This window comes from Variovorax ginsengisoli, assembly GCF_030486595.1.
Taxonomy (GTDB): Bacteria; Pseudomonadota; Gammaproteobacteria; order Burkholderiales; family Burkholderiaceae_C; genus Variovorax; species Variovorax ginsengisoli_B.
The window spans coordinates 1-19,850 of the sequence record NZ_JAUJZH010000004.1; the positions used below are offsets into that span (position 1 = coordinate 1).

Here is a 19,850-nt window from a genome sequence, read left to right on the forward strand (position 1 = left end):
CAAGGACAAGCTCAAGGCCGGTCTCGTACGGCCTCACGACGACGACTCATCTCAACCGGGTGGGGAAATCTGAACGACCACGACTGGGGAATATCCGGCGACCCTTGACAGATGAGCGGGTGCTCCTGGATCAGCGACATCTGCGAGCCCGCCGGAACCGGGGCTGCGGCGTCGATGGCGGCCAGCGCACCGGCCACGAGCTTCTCGGTCAGCCTCTTGACGTGCTGGTAGCTGTGCACGCCCTCGGCGATGGCACGCGCGCAGGCGCTGTCCACCAGACGGCGTGGGTAGCGTTCGGCCAGCCCGACGATGCCCCAGAGCTTGCGCTGCCCGACCCGCCCCTCGATAGCGAACAGCATCTCGCACAGCCGCTCGGCGTCTGGGCCGATGGCCTTGGCCTGCCCGAGGATGCGGCGCGTCTCGCGCGACGGGTTGAAGACTCGTTCCTCCAGCGGCAGCACGACCGTGCCGGGTCGATCGACACGGTCATGCGTGCGCAGCAGCGTGTGCGTCTTCAGGTCGCGGATCTCGATGCGATGCTCGAAGAGACGAACCAGGACCTTGCTGCCGATCGGCGCCGGCCGGGCTGCGTAGCTGCTGTGGTCGACGCGCACGCAGCTGTCGTCGCAGACCGTGCGCGGACCCTCGGTGAAGTACTGCATGCTCAGCAGCGGCAAGGGCTGCAAGTGGGGCCGCTCCTCCTCGAACATCGCCTGCACCTGGCGGCGGGCGCTGCCGTGGATGCGCTTGGCGGCCCAGCGACTCTCCCAGTGCTCGAGGAAGTCGTTCTGCTCAACGATGGACTCGAAGCGTCGGCCCTTCAAGGCAGTGGCCTGGGTGTGGCCGATCGCGTTCTCCACAGACCCTTTGCGGTTTGGGTCACGGACGCGGGCCGGGTCGCCGACCACGCCATAGTGGGCAAGCGTCGCGGCATAGACTGGGTTGAGTTCAGGCTCGTACAGGTCGGGCTTGAGCACGCCTTCCTTCAGGTTATCGAGGACTACGTACCGACACGATCCGCCGAAGTAGCGCCAGGCCTGCTCGTGAAGCCGCGCCCAAATCTCTTGGCTGGACTTCCACACGACGCGCCGGAAGCTGCGCCGTGAATAGCGCAGCGTCGCCACGAACAGGCGCGGCTTGCGATAGCGGTCGGTGCCAGGCACGCGGGTCGGGGCGCCCTCACCGTAGTCGACCTGCATCTCTTCGCCCGGCAGGAACGACAGGCGGTCGAACTGCTGCGGCTCGCGCCGACGCAGCTTGGCGGCAAAGCGCTTGACGGAGTTGTAGGCACCGCCGAAGCCGAACCGGTCCACCAAGTCCTGGTAGATGGCCGTGGCATTGCGGTTGAGCTTGAGTTGTTCCTCGATGAATGCCCGGTGCGGCTCGCACGTCGACAGCAGGCTGGCCGCCGCCGCGACCGGCGACCGGGCCGGTGGCCAGGGTGGAGCAGTTTGCGCCGACGCATCGCTGGCCGCATCAGGTCCGAGGGCGCCGCCCTCGGCGGCGAACCGCTTCTGATAGGCACGAATCGTGTGCCGTGAGATGCCCGTGACGCGGGCGATCTCCCGCTGGGTGGCGTTGTTGCGCAGTAGGGTCCAAATGGTGGTTTGCAGATGTGGCTTCAAGACGTTCAACCTGTGGGCTCCCCCGAAAACAAGGGAGCGAAAGTTACGTCCTGCCGCCAGCCGCCGACCTACGACGGCGCTGCGATCAGCGCCTCAAATGCCGGTGGCCAGGTGGAGCAGTTTGACCCGGCCTCAAGTGGAGCAGTTTGGGTGGCCACCGGGGGTCTTGCCCGCAGTTCGTATTTCTACCACCGGGCACGCCTGCAGGTTGCTGACAAACATGCTGGTGCGCGCTGGGCGATCACCGACATCTTCGAACTCAATCACCGTTGCTACGGCTATCGCCGGATGCAGGCGGCGCTGAGTAGGCAGTGCGTGCGCCTGTAAGAGAAGGTGGTGCAGCGCCTGATGAAGGAGGAGCGCCTGCTTGTCGCAAAGCCGAAGCGGCGCCGATACGGCTCCTACCTAGGAGAGATCAGCCCGGCGCCAGAAAACCTCATCAACCGAGACTTCCAGGCCGCGGCCCCTAACGTGAAGTGGCCGACAGATATCACGGAATTCCAACTTCCTGCCGATAAGGTGTATCTGTCGCCGATGATCGACTGCTTCGACGGGATGGTCGTCAGTTGGTCGATTGGCACTCGCCCGGACGCCGAGCTTGTGAACGCCATGTTGGATGCGGCGGTCGAGAAGGTGGCCGACAGCGTCAATCGGCCGATGGTCCACTCCGACCGAGGGGCCCACTATCGCTGGCCTGGCTGGCTCGCGCGCATCGGCGATGCGAGGCTGATCCGCTCCATGTCACGCAAAGGGTGCTCGCCCGACAACGCGGCCTGCGAGGGCTTCTTCGGGCGCCTGAAGACAGAGCTGTTCTATCCTCGACAGTGGCGCTCCACAACCATCGAGCAGTTCATGCAGGCGCTCGACTCCTACATCCGCTGATACAACGAAAAGCGGATCAAGATCTCCCTTGGCTTCCGCAGTCCTCTCGAATACCGTGCGAGCCTTGGACTTGCGGCATAGCCCAGTCCAAGAATTCCGCCGCACCCCCGGTGAGTCAAGATTTAACCGGCGCCGACAATACTACAGATCGGCCTTCGAAATGCAGCACATCTTGTCGGACCTGATCGCCCTGTCCAACAACGCCTTCGGCAGGTATTCACAGCGCGAAAGGATGCCGCCGCTGTCAATTTTCCTCAGGAACTCAGGGAGCTTCTGTCCGATGTCCATCCCGAAGGCATAGTCGGACACGTAAAACACATTGATCGGCTGGCGGCCGTGCTGGAAGAGGAAGTAGGCGGCACCGTCCAGCACCAGGCGTTTGTCACCGTCATGAATGCCGCACCGTTTGGCAAGGGAGGGAATTTGGGCATGCTGGTCTTCGCGCACGAAGACCGGCGTTGACAAGGACTGCCCCTCTATCACGTCGTCGCCGGCACGAGCGATCTGCAGCAATCTGGGCGTTTGGATGGGGAGGAGCACCGCCATGCTCGCAATGGCAAGCAGCATCCAATAGAACGCCACAGCGCCTGCAACCAGCCTGATCCAGTTCGACACCGGCCATTGCGCGTCCAACACCAGCAGCAGCAAGATGGACAGCGCGGGCACGATGAGCCCGGGTGTGTAGAAATGCCATGCATTGACGTTGTACGCAACGCCGTGAAGCACTAGGCCGGCAGTCATCGAAATACCCAGCAAGGCCCCTGGTTCCAGACGCTTGCGCAGCAGTTCCATCACGACTCGAAGGATCCCAGCGCAGAGCAACAGCAACGCGAACACATGCAGGCTGACTTTCAGCAGCTTTCCAAACCCAGCCAAACCCGGCTCAATCCATTTGCCATCGACCGACGGCAGCCAGTTCGATTGGTAAACGAGGGTTACCGGCACGCGCTCAATGACGAGGCCGAGTGATGAGGCCACATTGCGAGAGGCCTCCCTGAAAAACGCTGCCCTATCGGTCGAAAGCAGTTGAAAGTCCAAGGTGTGCTGAGCGAGAACCAGAGACATCGCTGGCGCATCCACGCAGCGCGACGCGACTTGGACGTGCTGGAAAGACTGCGCGATTGCAAAGCCGAGCGACAGCAAGACCCCAACGGACCACAGCTTGCCCGCATCGCGAAAAATCAGAAAGGCCGACGCCAGAATGATCGGCGAAAAGAACAGTGCCTTGGGATGCGCCAGCAAGAAGACCGAGGTAATCAGGAAAATCAGCGCGGCCTTGAGGCCCTTGATATAGATTCCGTCGGTCTCCGTGGAACGCCAGAATATCGGGAATATGCAATAGGCCAAGAGCCCGACCACCAAAAGCTGCTCCGATCGTGCCAAGACAAGCACGAACGGCAGGACGCCGAGCATGTTTAGCGAGAGTACAACCCCCTGAAGGCTGCGCTTGGAAATCAGCGTCTGCGGATGCCTGCCAGCCCACATCCACAGCAGGCTCAGCCATGCGCCGCAAATCGCAATGCCTCGGATCCGCAATCCCAGCTCGCTTGCCCCCGAGTACAGGATGGCGTTGAAAACAGCTCCCGGGTACCAAGACGCCGGGATGGGCATCAGCAATGGGCGACATTGGGGCAGTAGATTGAGGAGAGCGCCGTCTTCCAGGAAAAATCGCGCACGGACCATCTGAACGGCAATTTCATCCGAATACAACGGAATCAATATCCCGGCAGCACAAACCGAAAGTGCCAATACCAATACAGCAAATCCAGCCAAATTGTTGAGGCGAGTCATCCACTGTGCTGACATCGCCGGGCTACTTCCATTCGCCACGCAACCAATTTGCCGCCGGCAAACCTTCAAGCCTCCTGTTCCACGAATGAGTGAGGAATTTTTGAAATTCGTCGCTGCTGGCTTGGCTCTCTACGTAGCGAGATGATTTTTCTTTCATCTCCGCCGAAATGCGAGCACGCCATACTTTATCTGATGCGATCCTCAAGGCGATATCGACATAATCCTCTCGACTGCTCGCCGTCAGCCCCTCTATCCCGATATATTCATAAATTGCCGCAGTCCATCGGCCGAATGGAATATCCGCCGGAAGCGTCACGGTCGCTATCCCCAGCATGGCGCCATCGAAGCTCGACGACATTCCGCAGAGAGGATAAGAATCCAGACAACAATCCACTGACTGCAATAACATATGGGCATCATCCTTGCTCATAGTTGGCACGAACACAACTCTTTCATAGAGCGACCCAAGCTTAGCTCGCAATCTTGCCCGCAAGCTCTGCGCCGGCGGATATTCTCCGCGAAGAAGCACCAGGATAGCCTCTTTGTCACGGTCCAGGACGTCAAAGAATATGTCATCCATATCGGGATGGATCTTCGGTGGCGTATTCGCACACAAATAAAGGCGAGCTTCCGGACCTACATTCAGTAGCCGTCTCCTGGTATCCGTTCGCGCCTCCGGAGAAATTGAACCATTTTCACCAATCGCTGGCCTCTCAATCCAGTAGGGAGGATTTTGAAATAACGCTGCCTTGGTCTTGTAAAAGTCAGCCGGATTGACAGGCTCAGCTTGTTGCCAAGAAATGTAGTAGTCAGCATTGGTCAAGCCATCTGTCCAGTTCGGCTCCAACAAGACCATTTGAAGCGGTGCAAGTCGCGCCATCATCGGATAAAACACTGCGGCGATAGAAGGTCCGGATATGATGATGTCGAGCTCCTCATTTGCAATCACCTGAAGAGCGGCATACATATCAACATCCGAATACTGCACAACCTTGTCGGCCCTAGCAATCCAACTTTTTGCGGCGGCAGATTGACCAGCTGTGCCCGGGCGGAGAAATACCGTTTCAAAGCGATCTCTGTCAAGTCGAGGCAAAAACCCCGACATCATCGGCATGGAATCATGGACGATGAATCCAATGCGAATTTTTTTCCCCTGTCTCTTCTGAAGATCCATCGCATCGCCGACATGTGGCGCCGTAAAATCAAGTTTAGGCCAGGTATTGAAAATCATCTTTTCGATGGCGGCAATGGCCTCACCATACAATTTGGGCGCAACGAGGCAAAAAATGTACTGCCACGGCGTCCAATTATTCGTCATGTCCGCGATCGGCTCACCCAACTCCACAGGATTTTTGGAGATGCGAAGACCCGCCCGGATGAATTTTTCAACGATGACGGCCCCATGGATCGGACGCTCCGGGATCATGGGCGGGGTCATCTCGTTCAGGATCAGGAGAGATTGACTCTCCTTGCTTCCCGCTTCGCACGCGGTTTGGAGCGCCTCATACACCCCGTCACCAAAGTCCTGGGGCAAATGCAGATATCGACAAAAAAACAACAAGACTCTAGCAATCTTGATGGGCTGAGGATTCTTCCTAAGGTAGGCGATAAAATCCCCTCTTAGAGTGGCAATATCGTGCCCATCGAAAAGCGACTCAATGTCTCTCAGTCCGATGACAAAATCAACCGGCGAACTCATGCTTGCACGATAAAAATCCAACATCGAGACTGGCGCTGGAAACTGAGAATTCGGTGCACCGAGAAAATTTAAGTACCGCTTGTAATCGAGGCGTTTTGCACAGATGCTCATGTACAGAGTCAAGAGTTTGCCTTCTCTTGGATGCCGCAACAAACCCTGCTCAAGTCGCCCCAAGCATCCGTCCAGATCCGAGAGACAGATAAACGCCAAACTTGACAAGTGATAGTCTTGAGCGTCTTCCAGATTGTGCTCGGTCAACTTTCTATGAATAGCGTTCGCCTCATTGGTGCGCTCTCTCAATAGCAGCAATTCAGCGACTTGCCACAATGCCAGGGCGTTTCTAGAAAATTCCTTGATTGAATTTATCTTTTGCTCACCCAATCTTATCAGCCCTGAGTTCAAGCAATAATCAATCAAACCGACTTGAAATTGAGGATCGGGGAATTTTTCAAAAAGCACTTCACAAGCTTGCTCCTCGGTTTTCGCGTCTGATGCCAAGATGCGGAGGACGCGTTCCATCTGTCCAAGTTTTGAGCAAACAAGGATATAGTGGTCCACCAACTCCGCAGCTTGCGGATATTCTTTGATTCCTGCCTCAAACATATCGGCAGCGCGCGCGGAGTTGCCCAGCCTGTGCTCAGAGAGCGCTGAATGTACAAGACCCAGAGGATTCTCTGCAGGGCGCGCAGCCAACCGCTTATAAATAAGCTTGGCCTCGTCGCTGCGTTGGTAGTGCAACAACACATCTGCAAGCGTCCAAAGCAGCACGTTGTCCGAGCAGTTTTCCAGCAGAACTCTAACTTTCTGTTCGGCAAGATCCGGGAGGCCCCTGTGCAGGGCGTGTGCGATCAGGCTCACTTGGAAATGCGAGTCCGGAAATTTGTCAAACGCAGCCTCGCACACCTGACGGTCCTCCTCCCCTCCACTCTCCGCTGCCACCAAGCGGAGGACCCGATCCATCTGCCCAAGTTGTACGCAAATATTTGCGTAGTGGTCCACCAACTCCGTAGCTTGCGGATATTCTTTGATCCCCGCCTCGAACATATCGGCAGCGCGAGCGGAGTTGCCTAGCCTGTGCTCAGAGAGCGCTGAATGCACAAGACCGAGAGGATTCTGTGCAGGACGTGCAGCCAACCGCTCATAGACAAGCTTCGCCTCGTCGCTGCGCTGGTGCTCCAACAAGACATCGGCAAAGCGCCAAAGCAGCGCGTTGTCGGAGCAGTTCTCCAGCAGAACTCTGAGTTGTTGTTCCGCAAGATCTTCGAAGCCGCTGTGCAAGCAGTGGGCGATCAGGTTCGCTTGGACATTTGGATCAGGGAATTTTACAAACAGCGTCTCGCATAAGTGCCGCTCATCCACTCCACTCGATGTAAGCCGCCGACCTGCACGCCCAATCTGTTCGTGTTCAAGACAAACACGAACATAATGCTCCATCAGGGACGACGAGGCCGGATATTTATTCAGACCCGTTTCGAGCACCGATATTGCCTCGTCTGGCCTACGCAGCCTTTGCTCAGAAAGACCTGCGTAGATATAAGCCTCCGGGCTTGTCAGGCGACTGCGGGACAGGAGTCGATAGATGGATGCAGCTCGGGAATCGTCTCCCGCGGCATGGGCGAGATCAGCCTGTACCCAAAGGTATTGCGAATCCTTGAATCTATAAACCAGCGGTTTTAGCAGCGCCTTGAATTTGGTGAAGTTCATTTGTCGATGCAACATTTCGTGTTGCGCTGAATTGGTTTAGCGATTTCGGATACAGCTAATCGATAGATTTCGAGGACTACGCATCTTCGATGAACGTGGTCGACCTGCGCGCCGCAAGATCAGAGGCGTGCCGCCTGAGGCGCTCGAGCATCGATCACGTAGTGCGGCGAGGCCCGGCGAGATGCGTGGTGGAGGCGATCTTGGGCTCAACGGCCCTCAATACTTCTTCCACACCACACGGTTGACGTAGTCCACGTAGCTGTGAATGATCCGAAGCACCTTGTCGGACACGTTGGGCATGTTGTAGTCGGCAACCATGCGCAAGCCGCGATCGGCGCCCCGCGGTTGCGATTCCAGGATGGCCAGTCCCTGTCGGACGCGCTCCGCGTCCAGCCCCACCATCATCACCGCGGCCTCCTCCATGCCTTCAGGCCGTTCGTGCGCCTCGCGGAGGTTGAGCGCCGGGAAGTTCAGGATCGAGGATTCTTCGTTGATGGTGCCGCTATCCGAGAGCACAGCCTTCGCAGACATCTGCAGCTTTACGTAGTCGTGGAACCCAAGAGGCTTCAAGAGGCGAACTTGCGGATGAAAACTGACCGACGTGGCCTGGACTCTCTTTTGTGTTCGAGGGTGCGTGGAAACGATCACGGGCAAGTCGTGGTCTTTGGCGATGGCATTCAAGGTCGAGACCAACTTGCCGAATGAGCTATCGGACTCGATGTTTTCCTCACGATGCGCGCTGATCACAAAGTACTTGCCTTCGGTCAGGCCCAGCCGCTGCAGCACGTCTGAAGCCTGAATCTGCGGCATGTAGTGGTGCAGCACCTCGTACATTGGACTGCCGGTCTTGATCACTTGGTCGGGCGGCAAACCCTCGCGCAGCAGGTAGTCGCGGGCGATCGTGCTATATGTGAGATTGATGTCGGACGTGTGATCGACGATGCGGCGATTGATCTCTTCTGGCACCCGCAGATCAAAGCATCGATTGCCGGCCTCCATGTGGAAGATCGGGATCTTGCGCCGTTTGGCCGGGATCACTGCAAGACAGCTGTTGGTGTCTCCGAGCACGAGCATGGCCTCCGGCTGGACCTCTCCCAGGACACGATCGACTTCAATAATGAGATTGCCGATGGTGTGCGCCGCGCTGGTGCTGCCGACCGCGCTGTTCAGGAAGTGATCCGGCTTGCGCAACTTCAAGTCATCAAAGAAGACCTGGTTCAACTCGTAGTCGTAGTTCTGCCCGGTGTGGACCAGTAAATGGTCGCAATGCTCGTCCAGCGCGGCAAAAACGCGGGAAAGGCGAATGATCTCTGGCCGCGTGCCGACCACGGACATGACTTTCAGCTTCTTCATTTTTTCAGAGGGGACAGGCGTAGGTATCCGGCCGGGCGCGGTCGAAGATTTCGTTGGCCCACAACATCACGACCAGCTCGTCCTGACCGATGTTCGTGATGTCGTGCGTCCAACCTGGGGCGGTCTCGACGATCTCGGCGCCTTCGCCGTTCGTGGTCAGCTCATAAGTTTCGCCGGTCTGGATGTGGCGGAACTTGAAACGCGCATGGCCCTTGATCACCAGGAACTTCTCGGTCTTGCTGTGGTGGTAGTGGCCGCCACGCGTAACGCCCGGGTGTGCCGTGAAGTAGGAGAACTGGCCGCTGTCGGGCGTTCTGAGCATCTCCACAAACACGCCGCGCGGGTCTGCATGGCGCGGCACGGCATACTTGAACTCTTCCTCCGGCAGGTAGCTGACGTAGGTCGAGTACAACGCCCTCACGAGACCGGTTCCGACCCGTTCGGTCAGCAAGGTCTGGCGGCTTTCCCTGAAGCGTCCGATCAGATCCGCGACCTCACCCACGGTGGTCGAAAACTGCGGCGTCACGGTTGCAAAGCCCTCGGCATCCACCGACGCAACGGCACCATCCAGCAACTGGACGAATCGCCCGACGAGATCGTCAATGTAGACAAGCGTCAGGGGCGCCGCTGGATCGCGAACTTCGATCGGCAAGCCTCGGGCAATGTTGTGGCAAAAGGTTGCCACGGCGGAGTTGTAGTTCGGTCGACACCACTTGCCGAACACGTTGGGTAGCCGGAAGACATGCGCAGGAAAGCCATAGCGCTTCGCCGCGGCGAAAACAGCTTTCTCAGCCCCGCGCTTGCTCTGCCCATAGGGATTGTCTCGCTCGGCCTGGATCGAAGATGTCAGCACGACCGTGATCTTCTTTCCGCAGGTCTCCATCTCCGCGCTCACTGCATTGCACAGCGTTTGCGTCAAGTCCAGATTTCCCGTGGCGAACTCTTTGGGATCCTGGGGCCGATTGACACCGGCCAGATGAAACACGAACGCAGCACCGTGCAGCATCGCAGGCAACTCCGACACGCTGTTGCCGACATCGAAAGTGACCACTTCGACGTCCGCACGCTCGAAGAGAGCCTGTCGAAGATTCTTGCCGACGAAGCCATCGGCACCAGTAATCAATACCTTCACCGACTCATCCTTCCAATACGGCGGGCTCTCCGCGAGTGATCTTCTGCATGAAGTCGAGCTTCAGAAGCAAGTTCTTCATCCCCTCGACGTCCAGACGCGTCGTGTTGTGCGAGTTGTATTCTTCGCCGTGCAAGGCCCTGGTGATACGGCTCTCACCCTCTTCGACGAACTTCGCGTAGTTCAGATCGCGCCCGTCCGGCGGAACCCGGAAATAGTCTCCCAGGTCCTCGGCACATGCACGCTCTTCCTTACCGAGCAACGACTCATAGAGCTTTTCGCCATGCCGTGATCCGATAATGGCGATCGGATGACCTTTCTTGTCCATCAGTTCAAGGATGGCCTGGCTGAGTACGTCCATAGTCGCAGCGGGCGACTTCTGAACGAAGATGTCGCCGTTCCCGCCGTGCTCGAAGGCGTAGAGAACCAGATCGACTGCATCCTCCAACGTCATCATGAATCGCGTCATGGTCGGATCGGTGATCGTGATCGGGTGGCCTTCGGTCACCTGCTGCACGAACAGCGGGATGACCGAGCCTCGCGAGGCCATCACATTGCCATAGCGGGTGCCGCAGATCACGGTGTCGGTGCCTTCGAGGTTGCGGCTCGCGGCAACGATGACCTTCTCCATCATGGCCTTGCTGATGCCCATGGCGTTGATCGGATAGACCGCCTTGTCGGTGCTCAGGCCCACCACCCGCTTCACGCCCGCCGCGACGGCACTTTCAAGAACATTCTCTGCCCCCAGCACATTGGTGCGGACCGCCTGCATGGGGTGAAATTCGCAGGATGGCACCTGTTTCAGGGCTGCGGCATGGAACACGTAGTCAACCCCGCGCATGGCGCCAACCAGGCTGCGCGCATCGCGAACGTCGCCGATGTAGAACTTGAGCTTCGCGTTGTTGTAACGCTTGCGCATGTCATCCTGCTTCTTCTCGTCCCGGCTGAAAACTCGTATCTCGCCGATATCCGTCTTGAGGAAGCGCTGAATGACGGCGTTTCCAAAAGAACCGGTCCCGCCGGTTATCAATAGGGTTCTGTTGCTAAACGGCTTTTGCATTTGAATCTGGGCCCTGAAAGGCTCTAGGAAAAGAGGAATCGGCTTGATAGGTGAAGAGGCGACCTCAAGCGATGCTGTGCGCTTGTGTCTGATGGTAACGCCGGCGCCCTCAGGCGCTCAGGCGCTCACTGTAGCGCAATCCAGACCCCCATCGGCAGGATCCCGAATTTGGCGTGCCACCGTCCCTGCAACGCGTCAGATCAGCACGTCATCCGCCGAATTTGCCCTGCCTTGGACGGCAGGCCAATCGGTGAAACCACTGCGCAGCTCGTGAGAACGCCCCTCAGGATTGCGCCGAGATCGCTTCCTGAAGTACCTGGACGACGGTCTCTTGCTTTTCTCGGGGCAGCCCCACCCAGAGCGGCAGGCGGATCAGGGATTCCGCTTGACGGTCGGTGACATCTAGCGCGCCGTGCGTTCTGCCGTAGCGTCGCCCTCCCGGAGAAGAATGCAAGGGTACATAGTGGAACACCGATGAGATGTCAGCCCGCTTCAGCGCATCGAGAACCCGCTGACGGTCGATCTCGGGCGCAAGAATGACGTAGTACATATGCGCGTTGTGCCTGCAAGCGTCCGGCACCGTGGGCCGCCGGATCACCCCACCCCCCTCCATCGTCTCCAACAACCCATGGTAGTGATTCCAGGCGTCCAGGCGCATCTGCGTGATGCTCTCGGCCTCTTCGAGTTGCGCCCAAAGGAAGGCTGCAACCAGTTCACCGGGAAGAAACGAAGATCCGACCTCTTGCCAGGTGTACTTGTCGACTTCGCCCCTGAAGAAGCGACTGCGGTCTGTGCCCTTCTCACGGATGACCTCCGCGCGGAGCGCCAGCGACGGATCGTTGACCAGGAGCGCCCCGCCTTCGCCAGAGATCACGTTCTTTGTCTCATGGAAACTGTAGGCACCCAGTTGACCGATGCTGCCCAGCGCTCGGCCCTTGTAACTCGCCATGACACCTTGCGCGGCGTCCTCGACCACCACGAGCCCGTACCGCTCCGCGGTGGCCATGATGGCATCCATCTCGCAAGCCACGCCCGCATAGTGGACGACTGCAATGCCACGTGTGCGCGGCGTGATCGCCGCTTCGATCAGCGACTCGTCGAGGTTCAGCGTATCGGCACGGATATCGACAAACACCGGCACGCCGCCCCTCAGCACGAACGCATTGGCCGTCGATACAAAAGTGTAGGACGGCATGATGATCTCGTCGCCCGGCTGGATGTCGAGCAGGAGTGCCGCCATTTCGAGCGCCGCGGTGCACGAGTGCGTGAGCAGCGCCTTCGAACTTCCGGTGCGGCTTTCCAGCCAGCCATGGCAGCGCTTGGTGAATGGGCCGTCGCCCGCCAAGCGCCCATTAAAATGCGCCTCAGCGATGTAATGCAACTCCTTGCCGGTCATGTGCGGCCAGTTGAATGGAATGCGGTCTTTCATAGGTTTCGTTCTGGCCCGGTGAAGCAGCGAGCTTAACAAGGCCCCATGAACACGGACAACCGTCAAGGGATGGGCGGAAACTGAAGGCAGAATGTCGCGACACTGCCTGGCTGACTCAGATGAACATGAACCCCACCCGTACTTCGCTCTACGAGGCATTTTGCGATCCGCTCACCCATTGTGCATTGGAGGTGACCGGCCACCGCGGCCTCAAGAACGGCGACGGAACCACCTACAAGTTCCTTGATGGCGACGAGTCGATCGTTGATTTCCTCGCGACGACGGGGGCCTCTGCAGCCGACGTTGCGAACTTGAAGATGTACGATGACCAAAGCCCGACCGAACGGTATCGCAACTTTCTTCGCTGGCTGTTTCAGACATTCAAGGTGAGCGAAGCCGAATTCAGGACCGACTTGCTGGCGCGGCTGAAGATCTCCGGCGGCATGAAGGTACTGGTGATCGGTTGTGGCCTCGGGGAAGACGTCGCGATAATTCACCAGGCGATCGGCGCCGGCGGAGAGTTGCATGCGCAAGACATCAGCAAGTCGATGGTCAAGGCTGCCAGCGACTCGATCGATTCGCCGAACGTCTGCTTCTCGATCTCGAACGCCCTGAGCCTGCCGTACAAGTCACGGTACTTCGACGTCGTATTCCATTTCGGTGGCATCAACCTGTTCGGCAACATGCAGAAGGCGATTGCCGAGTTGGAACGAGTCTGCAAGATCGGCGGGCGCGTGATGTTCGGGGACGAGGGGATTGCACCGCACCTGAGGGGCACGGAATACGCCAACATTCTGATCAACAACAACGGATTGTGGGCGCTTGAGGCGCCGATGCATCAGTTGCCTCACAATGCGGCCGGCATCGAAATCACCTACGTGCTCGGGAACTGCTTCTATCTGATCTCGTTCAGGCCCCAGGAAGGACTGCCGAAAGTGGACCTGGACGTCCCGCACGTCGGTACACGCGGCGGCTCGGCCCGAACTAGGTATTTCGGGCGGCTGGAAGGCGTCACGCCGGAAACCAAGGACAAGTTGGTCGAAGCGGCGCGGGCGCGCGGCATCTCTGCGCACGCCTTGCTGGAGGAAATCATCAATCGGCAGATTCCGAGCGGTCAATGACACCCATGGGACATTGGATCAAGCAGGGTCTCCTCTATGCGCTGCCCCCCGGCGGGCTGCATCCGAAACTCCTGACGCATGCGGCAAACCCGCTGCCCGCACACATCGCGGACGACGTCTATCGCATCTTCTTCAGCGCCAGGGATTCCAGCAATCGATCGTCTGTTGGCGCCGTGGACGTGGACATCGGGACTCGACAGATCGTTCGCGAGCACTCGCAGCCCTTCTTCGAGCACGGGCCCACCGGAAGCTTCTACGCCGACGGTGTCAGCATTGGCAATTGCTACGAGGTCGGCGGCACGCGATACATGCTCTTCATGGGATGGCAGGCCCCAACCGACGGTCACTGGCGGGGGGACATCGGTCGGCTGGTCGTTCGCTCCGACCTGACCCTCGCGCTGAACAGTCCCACCCCTTTTCTTGGCGCCGATCCCATCGATCCCATCAGCCTGTCGTACCCATGGGTGATCAACGCGTCCACCGACCGGTTCCGCATGTGGTATCCATCGACCAAGACCTGGGACGCGGGTAATGGCGAGATGCTGGCAGTACTGAACGTCGCGGATTCCGCGGATGGGCACCAGTGGGTCCGCAAGGGGTTGGGCGTGCCGTACGAACTCGGAAGGGCTCAGGCTTTTTCAAGACCGAACGTGCTGGGAGACCCGATCGCGGGATACGAGATGTGGTTCTCCTATCGCGGCGGCGGCGGCAGAAGTTATCGGATCGGGTATGCCGTCAGTCCTGACGCAACCGATTGGGAACTGAGACTCGACGATGTCGGCATCGACGTTTCGCGCGAAGGCTGGGATTCCGAAATGATCGAATATCCATTCGTGTTCGACCATCGCGGCCGTCGATTCATGCTCTACAACGGCAATGGCTACGGCAAGTCCGGATTCGGCATCGCAGAGCTGGTTGCCTCGGAGGCAACCACCGGTCGAGGCGCGCGATAGACATGATGGTCGCGTTGCCTGGATAGGCGACCATCATGTTTCATGTCTAGCGTCTCTGCGCCACGACGAGCCTCGAACCGCCGACAGGCAAGTCCATGCCGCGCTTGATCAACGCCAACTCGGCCACCAAGAGACTGAAGAAGGTCTTGTTTAACCAGGGCGCGATCTTCAGCTCTCGAGTCGCATCGAATTGCGCTATGTCGGCTTTGCGTTGAGTCAAGCGCGCCGCCATCATCGCCGGCAGGAGGAAGGTCACGAATGAGCTGCTTCGGATCACGCGAAAGCCGGCGGCTTCTATTTTTGCTTGCAGCTCGGCACGCGCATAGCGCCGAACGTGATACGCGTAGTCGTCCGCCGCGCTCCACAGCCATCCATGCTGAGGCACTGTGAGCAGCAGAAAGCCTCGGGGCTTCAGAGCAGCCTGAACCTGAGCCAGCACCTGCTCGTCCTGGTCGATGTGCTCCAGAACGTCGAACGCGCCGACGACGTCGAATTCCTCGCGATAGGGGATGTCCCTCGCGTCCATCTGCATGAAGTCGACGCCCGGAAGCCGGCGTGCTGCGAAACCAAGGCCTTCGGTGAATATCTCGCTGCCATGCAGCACCGGCCTCGCGAAGCGGTCGGCAATTCCCGAAAGGACAAACCCGGTTCCGCAACCGATCTCCAACAGGTTCTGAAAATTTCCACAGTATCTCTGGAGCGCCCAGAGGATGATTTCATTGCGACCTCGAAACCAGAAACTGGCGCCTTCGAGCTCGGCCAGCTCAGAGAAGTACTCCGAACTGAACCCCCCACCACCGTGCGCAAGGGCGGGCGCAAAGGACTGGAAGCCGTCGACACGCTCGGGCTGCGCTCCACATGCGGAACATGTCAACGCGGCCGAGGGATACGACGCGCCGCATGCAAGACAGCGCCTCAACGTTCGGCTCCCTGCGAAGAAGTCAAGTCCCTGAAGACGAAGAACTTGAAGGCCAGAAAGAGATATCCGGCAACCACGAAAACGCCAATCGCCTGCGCCCACTGGTGGGGATACCCCAGCTTGTCGATCACGACAGCGAATATGGCCAGGTTGATCAGGTATCCAAGGCAGTGGGCCAATACATAGCGGGTCGCAGTCCTGAGGACCCCACCCTCATGCCGAAAGGTCAGCCTCTTGTTGCCCCAAAACCCACCGAATGCACCGACCCCGTAGAGCACCGTCATGGCCGCCCTCGGGGGGGCTCCTAGATACGTGACAAGAAGGTAGACCGCATAGCCCGCCAAGTTGACAGTCAGTCCGACAAGCCCGTATCGCATGAGCTGCTCGAACGAACTCTGCCCACCCCCGCCGTGAGGAAATCCGATGGATTTCATATCCCTCGCAGCCTGCCGCTTGGCACCCTCGAGCGCTCTGTCGCAGGACCGATATAGACGCCGTCGGCTTCTGCATCGGCAAGAAGCAAGGCACCCGCGCCAATGACGCACCGCGCCCCGACCTTGATGTGATCGCGCAGAGTGGCGTTGACGCCGACAAAGCATTGCTCCCCGATCTCGACGCCCCCGGATACGACAACATGCGAAGCAATGAAGCAATGACTGCCGATGACCGAGTGATGGCCGATGTGGTTGCCGCTCCATAGCGTCACGTTGTCGCCCAAGGTCACGAAAGGCTGGATCGTGTTGTCTTCGAGGATGAAGCAGTTTTCACCGATGCGGCCCCCATTGAGCATGGTCGCGCGCGGACTCACGAAGCTCGCCAGCCGGTAGCCAAGGGCCTTGGCGGCGAGGTACTTCTCCTTGCGCACGGCATTGAGCTTCGAATAGCTCAGTGCAACGAAGAGATGGACCTCTTCCGGAGGAAACCGCGCAACGATTTCCTCAAAAGCCACAACGGGGAGTCCGCAGAAAGTGGACCCGGGCACAAACGCCGCGTCAACAGTGAATGCCACCACTTCGTAATCCGAGCCTGCGCTGAAATAGAAATGCGCCAATTCCCCGATGTCCCCGCATCCGAAGATGACGAGCTTGAGCTTCATATCGCCTTTCGCACGATGATCGTGAATTCGTAGAGGCCGTAGTCATGAAGAAGGGCCACGTTTCGCGAGAACCGACGCTTGCAAAAATCGAACAGCAGGCAGGGATCGGCGTAGTAGAGGTCGCCGCGCATCTTCTCCTTGTCGGAATAGGACGTCAGGCAGTTGAAGGAAAATCCACGCTCACTCGTGTGATCCATCAATTCGAGCGTTGCCTCAACATAGCTCCGCCATTCCGAATCCGAGCGCCCGAGCCGGACGTTAAAGATGCCGCTTGCGATACCGTAATCACTCACACGGTCAGGCTCGCTCGCCACGACAAATCGCGCATGAGGCTTGTCGCGATGACGCTCACGCGCCGCATTCACCATCGCCTCGGACACGTCTATGCCGGAGTATTCGAAGCCTTCCCGTCCAAGCTGCACGAAGTCGCAAAGCGCGCCGTATCCGCACCCCAGGTCGTTGACGGAAAAGCCGCGATCACGCTCGATCACCTTGCACAGTTGCTCGAAACGCAGGGTCTGGCCCGCTTCGCCGTTCCAGTCGACGCCCTGTGCACTTTCGCCGTGCAATGCCAGTTTGCCGTCGTAGTAGTCGGCCACTTCGGCAAGCAGTGTGTCTCTGGGTTCGGTCTTCATCATTTTCTCGCTGCGCGTTGTCCCAGATAGTCGGCCACCGCGCGGGGCTCGATATAGTTGAAACCGAGGACATCGCGCGCCTCCGGCGACAGACGCTCTCCATCCATGTTCAGCGGAATGTTGATCTGCTGCTTGAAGTAAGGGATGTTGAACATGTGATTGACCGCGCGCCGAGGCACGCTTGTCGTGTTGAATCCGCCGGCATGGAACATCATGCAGTCCAGCACGATGAACGAGCCCGCCTTCGCCGCCACCTGCACGGCGTTGCGCGAAACGTATGCAGATGAGGGAAAGGCCGCGGACTTGTGGGAGGCTGGCAGCACGAACGTAGCGCCATTGTCGACAGTGAAATCGTCGATGCAATAAAGTGCATTGATCGCCAGCGGCGTAGTGGTAACAAAGTGCTGATACGGAAGGTCGCGATGCCAGGCGCTTTGACTGTAGCCCTGCTGTGGCGGATTCACGATGCCGTTCTGCTGGTTGAGGATGAACTTGCCGCCGATGAGCCGCTTCAGAAGGGACATCAACGTCGAATTGAGGGCGAGATCGACAAAGATCTCGCTGCCCTGGATCAGCATCGCACGGATGGTGTCGAACTCCCCGGCCCGCTTCAACAGAGCTTCGCCGTGTATCCCGACATAGGCCGCGCGCACGCGGTCGAACTCTTGAGCCACACGGGCAATATCATCCGGGCTGTAGCCCGCATCCACGACAGCGTACCCGAGTTCTCGAATCTGCTCGACGGCCTCCGCCTCGGAAGTGGAAGCGGCCGTACGGTCCAACACGCCGTAAGACGCTGTGGGAGGTTGACGTTCGGTCGTCATTGAAGTGGGTCCTGCTGGCCTGGATTCGCGTAGATCTGGCGAATAATCGTGTAGGGACGACGCTTCACCTCCGAAAACACCTTGGCAATGTAGATCCCTTGCACGCCGAGGAAGAAGATGATCAAGCCCGAGAAGAGCCATATCGACGCGATGATCGATGTGTAGCCGTCCGGAGGTGCGGCGATGAATGCATACCTGACCGACAAGTAGACGATGTAGACGAGCGCCGACACGGAGATAAGCAGACCCGAATAGAAGGTGAGCACCAGCGGCAGGCTGCTGAAAGAGGTGACCGCATTGACGAAATGACTGAACTTTCGCGACAGGGAGTAGGTCGTCGGGCTGGTCGAATGCTTGTTGACGGTGAGTTGCACCTGCCTGAAGCCTGTGACGACCCACAAGCCCCCAATATTTAGCTCACGTTCCTTGTGCAGCAACAACGAGTCCACGTATCTGCGGGTCATCAGTCTAGCCGTCACGATATTGTTCGGCTGGTTGATGCCCGTCAGCATCCGAAAGGCCCGATAGAACAAGGCCCCGCTCATCTGCTCGAAGAATCCGCCTCGACGCCTGGCCTGGACGCCGTAGACCACGTCGCATGATCTCGATGCCATCTGCTCCGCGAAAAGGCCGAGCCACTCGGGTTCTTCCTCGAGGTCGCTATCGATCAGGAACACACGATCGCCCTTGGCCGCCGCGAGCCCGGTCATCATGGCTTTGTGGTGGCCGAAATTGCGGGAAAGGTCGACAACCACGACACGGCTGTCCACCTGCGTCAGTTCGATCGCGAGGGCCAAGCTCTGGTCCGGTGAGCCATCGTTGACTAGGATGATCTCGTAGTCCTCTGCGACAAGTTGCCTGGCCGTTTCACTCGCTCGCCGATGGAATTCAGCGACGTAGGGGGCAGACTGGTAAAGCGTCGCGACGATCGAAAGCTTCACCCTGCATGCCTCATATAGCTTCGCGCATCCTTGCCGCAGTTGAACATCAGGTCGAGCACCGTGACGCCGTGGGTGAAATCGCCCCAGAGCTGCGGGTATTCAGGATACCCGGCGTAGTCGAACCAGGTCAGCGCAATGCCACGCTCACGAAAGACGGTCTCGTCCACATAGTTCTTGGCGGACGGGCCGGAGATGTATTCGGTACCACCCGCCTGCACGCAAAGGTCGACGAGGCGCTCGGTCTTACCGTCGGCGAGGGAAAATGAAGATGAATCACTGATCTTCGTGTCGATTTCCAGGTAACTGCAGATCCGCTCGATGAAGTGACTGTTGAGCTCCGACAGGTACACGTATTCGGCCTGTCTGTACATGGGCTCAAGCCACACGGCGATTTCTTCGAAGTGCTTGGCGCGCGCATAGTTCTGCACCAGCGATTTCCAATGCGTGCCGGCCCAATCCGCGCCGTCGATTTCGGTTTCCCTGATCTTTTGCTCGTACTTGCCCTTGACGCGGACTGGCACCGTGAGCCACCGGAGACCCAGCGGGGTCTTGATCTGGTTTCGATTTCTCCAGTCGCGCCGCGTGTACTGCATGTCGTCGAATAGGATGAACTCATCGACCCGCGCAATGAGGTCGAAGTATCCCTTCCAGGGGATGTAATTGGACTGAACGATGGCGATCTTCTTCAA

At 58.6% G+C, this 19,850-nt stretch carries 16 protein-coding genes and 1 pseudogene; 3 read left to right on the forward strand and 14 right to left on the reverse strand.

Annotated features, from left to right (window positions below):
* Positions 1 to 11: 11 nt before the first annotated feature.
* Positions 12 to 1,634 carry an IS21 family transposase gene (gene istA / locus QZH52_RS06795; protein WP_301805791.1) on the reverse strand — a complete coding sequence of 541 codons (1,623 nt, stop codon included), beginning with the start codon at positions 1,632 to 1,634 and terminating at the stop codon, positions 12 to 14.
* Positions 1,635 to 1,790: 156 nt separating this feature from the next.
* Here istA and QZH52_RS06800 point away from each other — a divergent pair.
* A pseudogene (locus tag QZH52_RS06800) lies at positions 1,791 to 2,588 on the forward strand (IS3 family transposase); the annotation flags it as partial.
* Between the two features lie 60 nt (positions 2,589 to 2,648).
* On the opposite strand, the gene QZH52_RS06805 reads toward QZH52_RS06800, so the two are convergent.
* From QZH52_RS06805 to rffA, 6 genes are all read right to left on the reverse strand, one after another.
* Positions 2,649 to 4,298 carry a hypothetical protein gene (locus tag QZH52_RS06805; RefSeq protein WP_301805793.1) on the reverse strand — a complete coding sequence of 550 codons (1,650 nt, stop codon included), beginning with the start codon at positions 4,296 to 4,298 and terminating at the stop codon, positions 2,649 to 2,651.
* Between the two features lie 22 nt (positions 4,299 to 4,320).
* Complete coding sequence (locus QZH52_RS06810) at positions 4,321 to 7,701, reverse strand: O-linked N-acetylglucosamine transferase family protein (protein WP_301805794.1); 3,381 nt, start codon at positions 7,699 to 7,701, stop codon at positions 4,321 to 4,323.
* A gap of 216 nt (positions 7,702 to 7,917) precedes the next feature.
* Positions 7,918 to 9,054, reverse strand: coding sequence for a non-hydrolyzing UDP-N-acetylglucosamine 2-epimerase (gene wecB, locus QZH52_RS06815; RefSeq protein ID WP_301805795.1), 1,137 nt, complete (start codon positions 9,052 to 9,054; stop codon positions 7,918 to 7,920).
* A 4-nt stretch (positions 9,055 to 9,058) separates the two neighbouring features.
* Positions 9,059 to 10,186: a UDP-2-acetamido-2,6-beta-L-arabino-hexul-4-ose reductase gene (wbjC, locus tag QZH52_RS06820; protein ID WP_301805797.1), complete on the reverse strand. Its 1,128-nt coding sequence runs from the start codon at positions 10,184 to 10,186 to the stop codon at positions 9,059 to 9,061.
* Between the two features lie 4 nt (positions 10,187 to 10,190).
* Complete coding sequence (locus QZH52_RS06825) at positions 10,191 to 11,243, reverse strand: polysaccharide biosynthesis protein (protein ID WP_301805800.1); 1,053 nt, start codon at positions 11,241 to 11,243, stop codon at positions 10,191 to 10,193.
* A 283-nt stretch (positions 11,244 to 11,526) separates the two neighbouring features.
* Complete coding sequence (rffA, locus tag QZH52_RS06830; RefSeq protein ID WP_301805802.1) at positions 11,527 to 12,672, reverse strand: dTDP-4-amino-4,6-dideoxygalactose transaminase; 1,146 nt, start codon at positions 12,670 to 12,672, stop codon at positions 11,527 to 11,529.
* A gap of 119 nt (positions 12,673 to 12,791) precedes the next feature.
* Between rffA and QZH52_RS06835 the strand changes: the two genes are divergently transcribed.
* Together QZH52_RS06835 and QZH52_RS06840 are read left to right on the forward strand one after the other, a co-directional pair.
* Positions 12,792 to 13,793, forward strand: a complete 1,002-nt coding sequence (locus QZH52_RS06835) for a class I SAM-dependent methyltransferase (protein WP_301805805.1) — start codon at positions 12,792 to 12,794, stop codon at positions 13,791 to 13,793.
* Positions 13,794 to 13,798: 5 nt separating this feature from the next.
* Positions 13,799 to 14,746: a glycoside hydrolase family protein gene (locus QZH52_RS06840; RefSeq protein ID WP_301805808.1), complete on the forward strand. Its 948-nt coding sequence runs from the start codon at positions 13,799 to 13,801 to the stop codon at positions 14,744 to 14,746.
* A gap of 46 nt (positions 14,747 to 14,792) precedes the next feature.
* Here the strand turns inward: QZH52_RS06840 and QZH52_RS06845 are convergent, their stop codons facing one another.
* Genes QZH52_RS06845 through QZH52_RS06875 form a run of 7 tightly spaced genes read right to left on the reverse strand, consistent with a single transcriptional unit; the run spans position 14,793 to position 19,850 of the window.
* Positions 14,793 to 15,665 carry a class I SAM-dependent methyltransferase gene (locus QZH52_RS06845; protein ID WP_301805811.1) on the reverse strand — a complete coding sequence of 291 codons (873 nt, stop codon included), beginning with the start codon at positions 15,663 to 15,665 and terminating at the stop codon, positions 14,793 to 14,795.
* Positions 15,662 to 16,099 carry a GtrA family protein gene (locus QZH52_RS06850; RefSeq protein ID WP_366919273.1) on the reverse strand — a complete coding sequence of 146 codons (438 nt, stop codon included), beginning with the start codon at positions 16,097 to 16,099 and terminating at the stop codon, positions 15,662 to 15,664. Before QZH52_RS06850 ends, QZH52_RS06845 begins: the two co-directional genes overlap by 4 nt.
* Positions 16,096 to 16,761, reverse strand: a complete 666-nt coding sequence (locus QZH52_RS06855) for an acetyltransferase (protein ID WP_301805814.1) — start codon at positions 16,759 to 16,761, stop codon at positions 16,096 to 16,098. Before QZH52_RS06855 ends, QZH52_RS06850 begins: the two co-directional genes overlap by 4 nt.
* Positions 16,758 to 17,396 carry a class I SAM-dependent methyltransferase gene (locus QZH52_RS06860; protein WP_301805816.1) on the reverse strand — a complete coding sequence of 213 codons (639 nt, stop codon included), beginning with the start codon at positions 17,394 to 17,396 and terminating at the stop codon, positions 16,758 to 16,760. Before QZH52_RS06860 ends, QZH52_RS06855 begins: the two co-directional genes overlap by 4 nt.
* Complete coding sequence (locus tag QZH52_RS06865; RefSeq protein WP_301805819.1) at positions 17,396 to 18,220, reverse strand: phytanoyl-CoA dioxygenase family protein; 825 nt, start codon at positions 18,218 to 18,220, stop codon at positions 17,396 to 17,398. Before QZH52_RS06865 ends, QZH52_RS06860 begins: the two co-directional genes overlap by 1 nt.
* Entirely contained in the window at positions 18,217 to 19,161 is a 945-nt protein-coding gene (locus tag QZH52_RS06870) for a glycosyltransferase family 2 protein (protein ID WP_301805822.1), read from the reverse strand. Before QZH52_RS06870 ends, QZH52_RS06865 begins: the two co-directional genes overlap by 4 nt.
* Complete coding sequence (locus QZH52_RS06875) at positions 19,158 to 19,850, reverse strand: WbqC family protein (RefSeq protein WP_301805825.1); 693 nt, start codon at positions 19,848 to 19,850, stop codon at positions 19,158 to 19,160. Before QZH52_RS06875 ends, QZH52_RS06870 begins: the two co-directional genes overlap by 4 nt.

Coding starts and splice junctions, on each gene's coding strand:
- QZH52_RS06805 (WP_301805793.1), bottom strand. CDS start 4,298: ATGACTCGCCTCAACAATTTGGCTGGATTTGCTGTATTGGTATTGGCA.
- QZH52_RS06810 (WP_301805794.1), bottom strand. CDS start 7,701: ATGAACTTCACCAAATTCAAGGCGCTGCTAAAACCGCTGGTTTATAGA.
- wecB (WP_301805795.1), bottom strand. CDS start 9,054: ATGAAGAAGCTGAAAGTCATGTCCGTGGTCGGCACGCGGCCAGAGATC.
- QZH52_RS06825 (WP_301805800.1), bottom strand. CDS start 11,243: ATGCAAAAGCCGTTTAGCAACAGAACCCTATTGATAACCGGCGGGACC.
- rffA (WP_301805802.1), bottom strand. CDS start 12,672: ATGAAAGACCGCATTCCATTCAACTGGCCGCACATGACCGGCAAGGAG.
- QZH52_RS06835 (WP_301805805.1), top strand. CDS start 12,792: ATGAACATGAACCCCACCCGTACTTCGCTCTACGAGGCATTTTGCGAT.
- QZH52_RS06840 (WP_301805808.1), top strand. CDS start 13,799: ATGGGACATTGGATCAAGCAGGGTCTCCTCTATGCGCTGCCCCCCGGC.
- QZH52_RS06850 (WP_366919273.1), bottom strand. CDS start 16,099: ATGAAATCCATCGGATTTCCTCACGGCGGGGGTGGGCAGAGTTCGTTC.
- QZH52_RS06855 (WP_301805814.1), bottom strand. CDS start 16,761: ATGAAGCTCAAGCTCGTCATCTTCGGATGCGGGGACATCGGGGAATTG.
- QZH52_RS06860 (WP_301805816.1), bottom strand. CDS start 17,396: ATGAAGACCGAACCCAGAGACACACTGCTTGCCGAAGTGGCCGACTAC.
- QZH52_RS06865 (WP_301805819.1), bottom strand. CDS start 18,220: ATGACGACCGAACGTCAACCTCCCACAGCGTCTTACGGCGTGTTGGAC.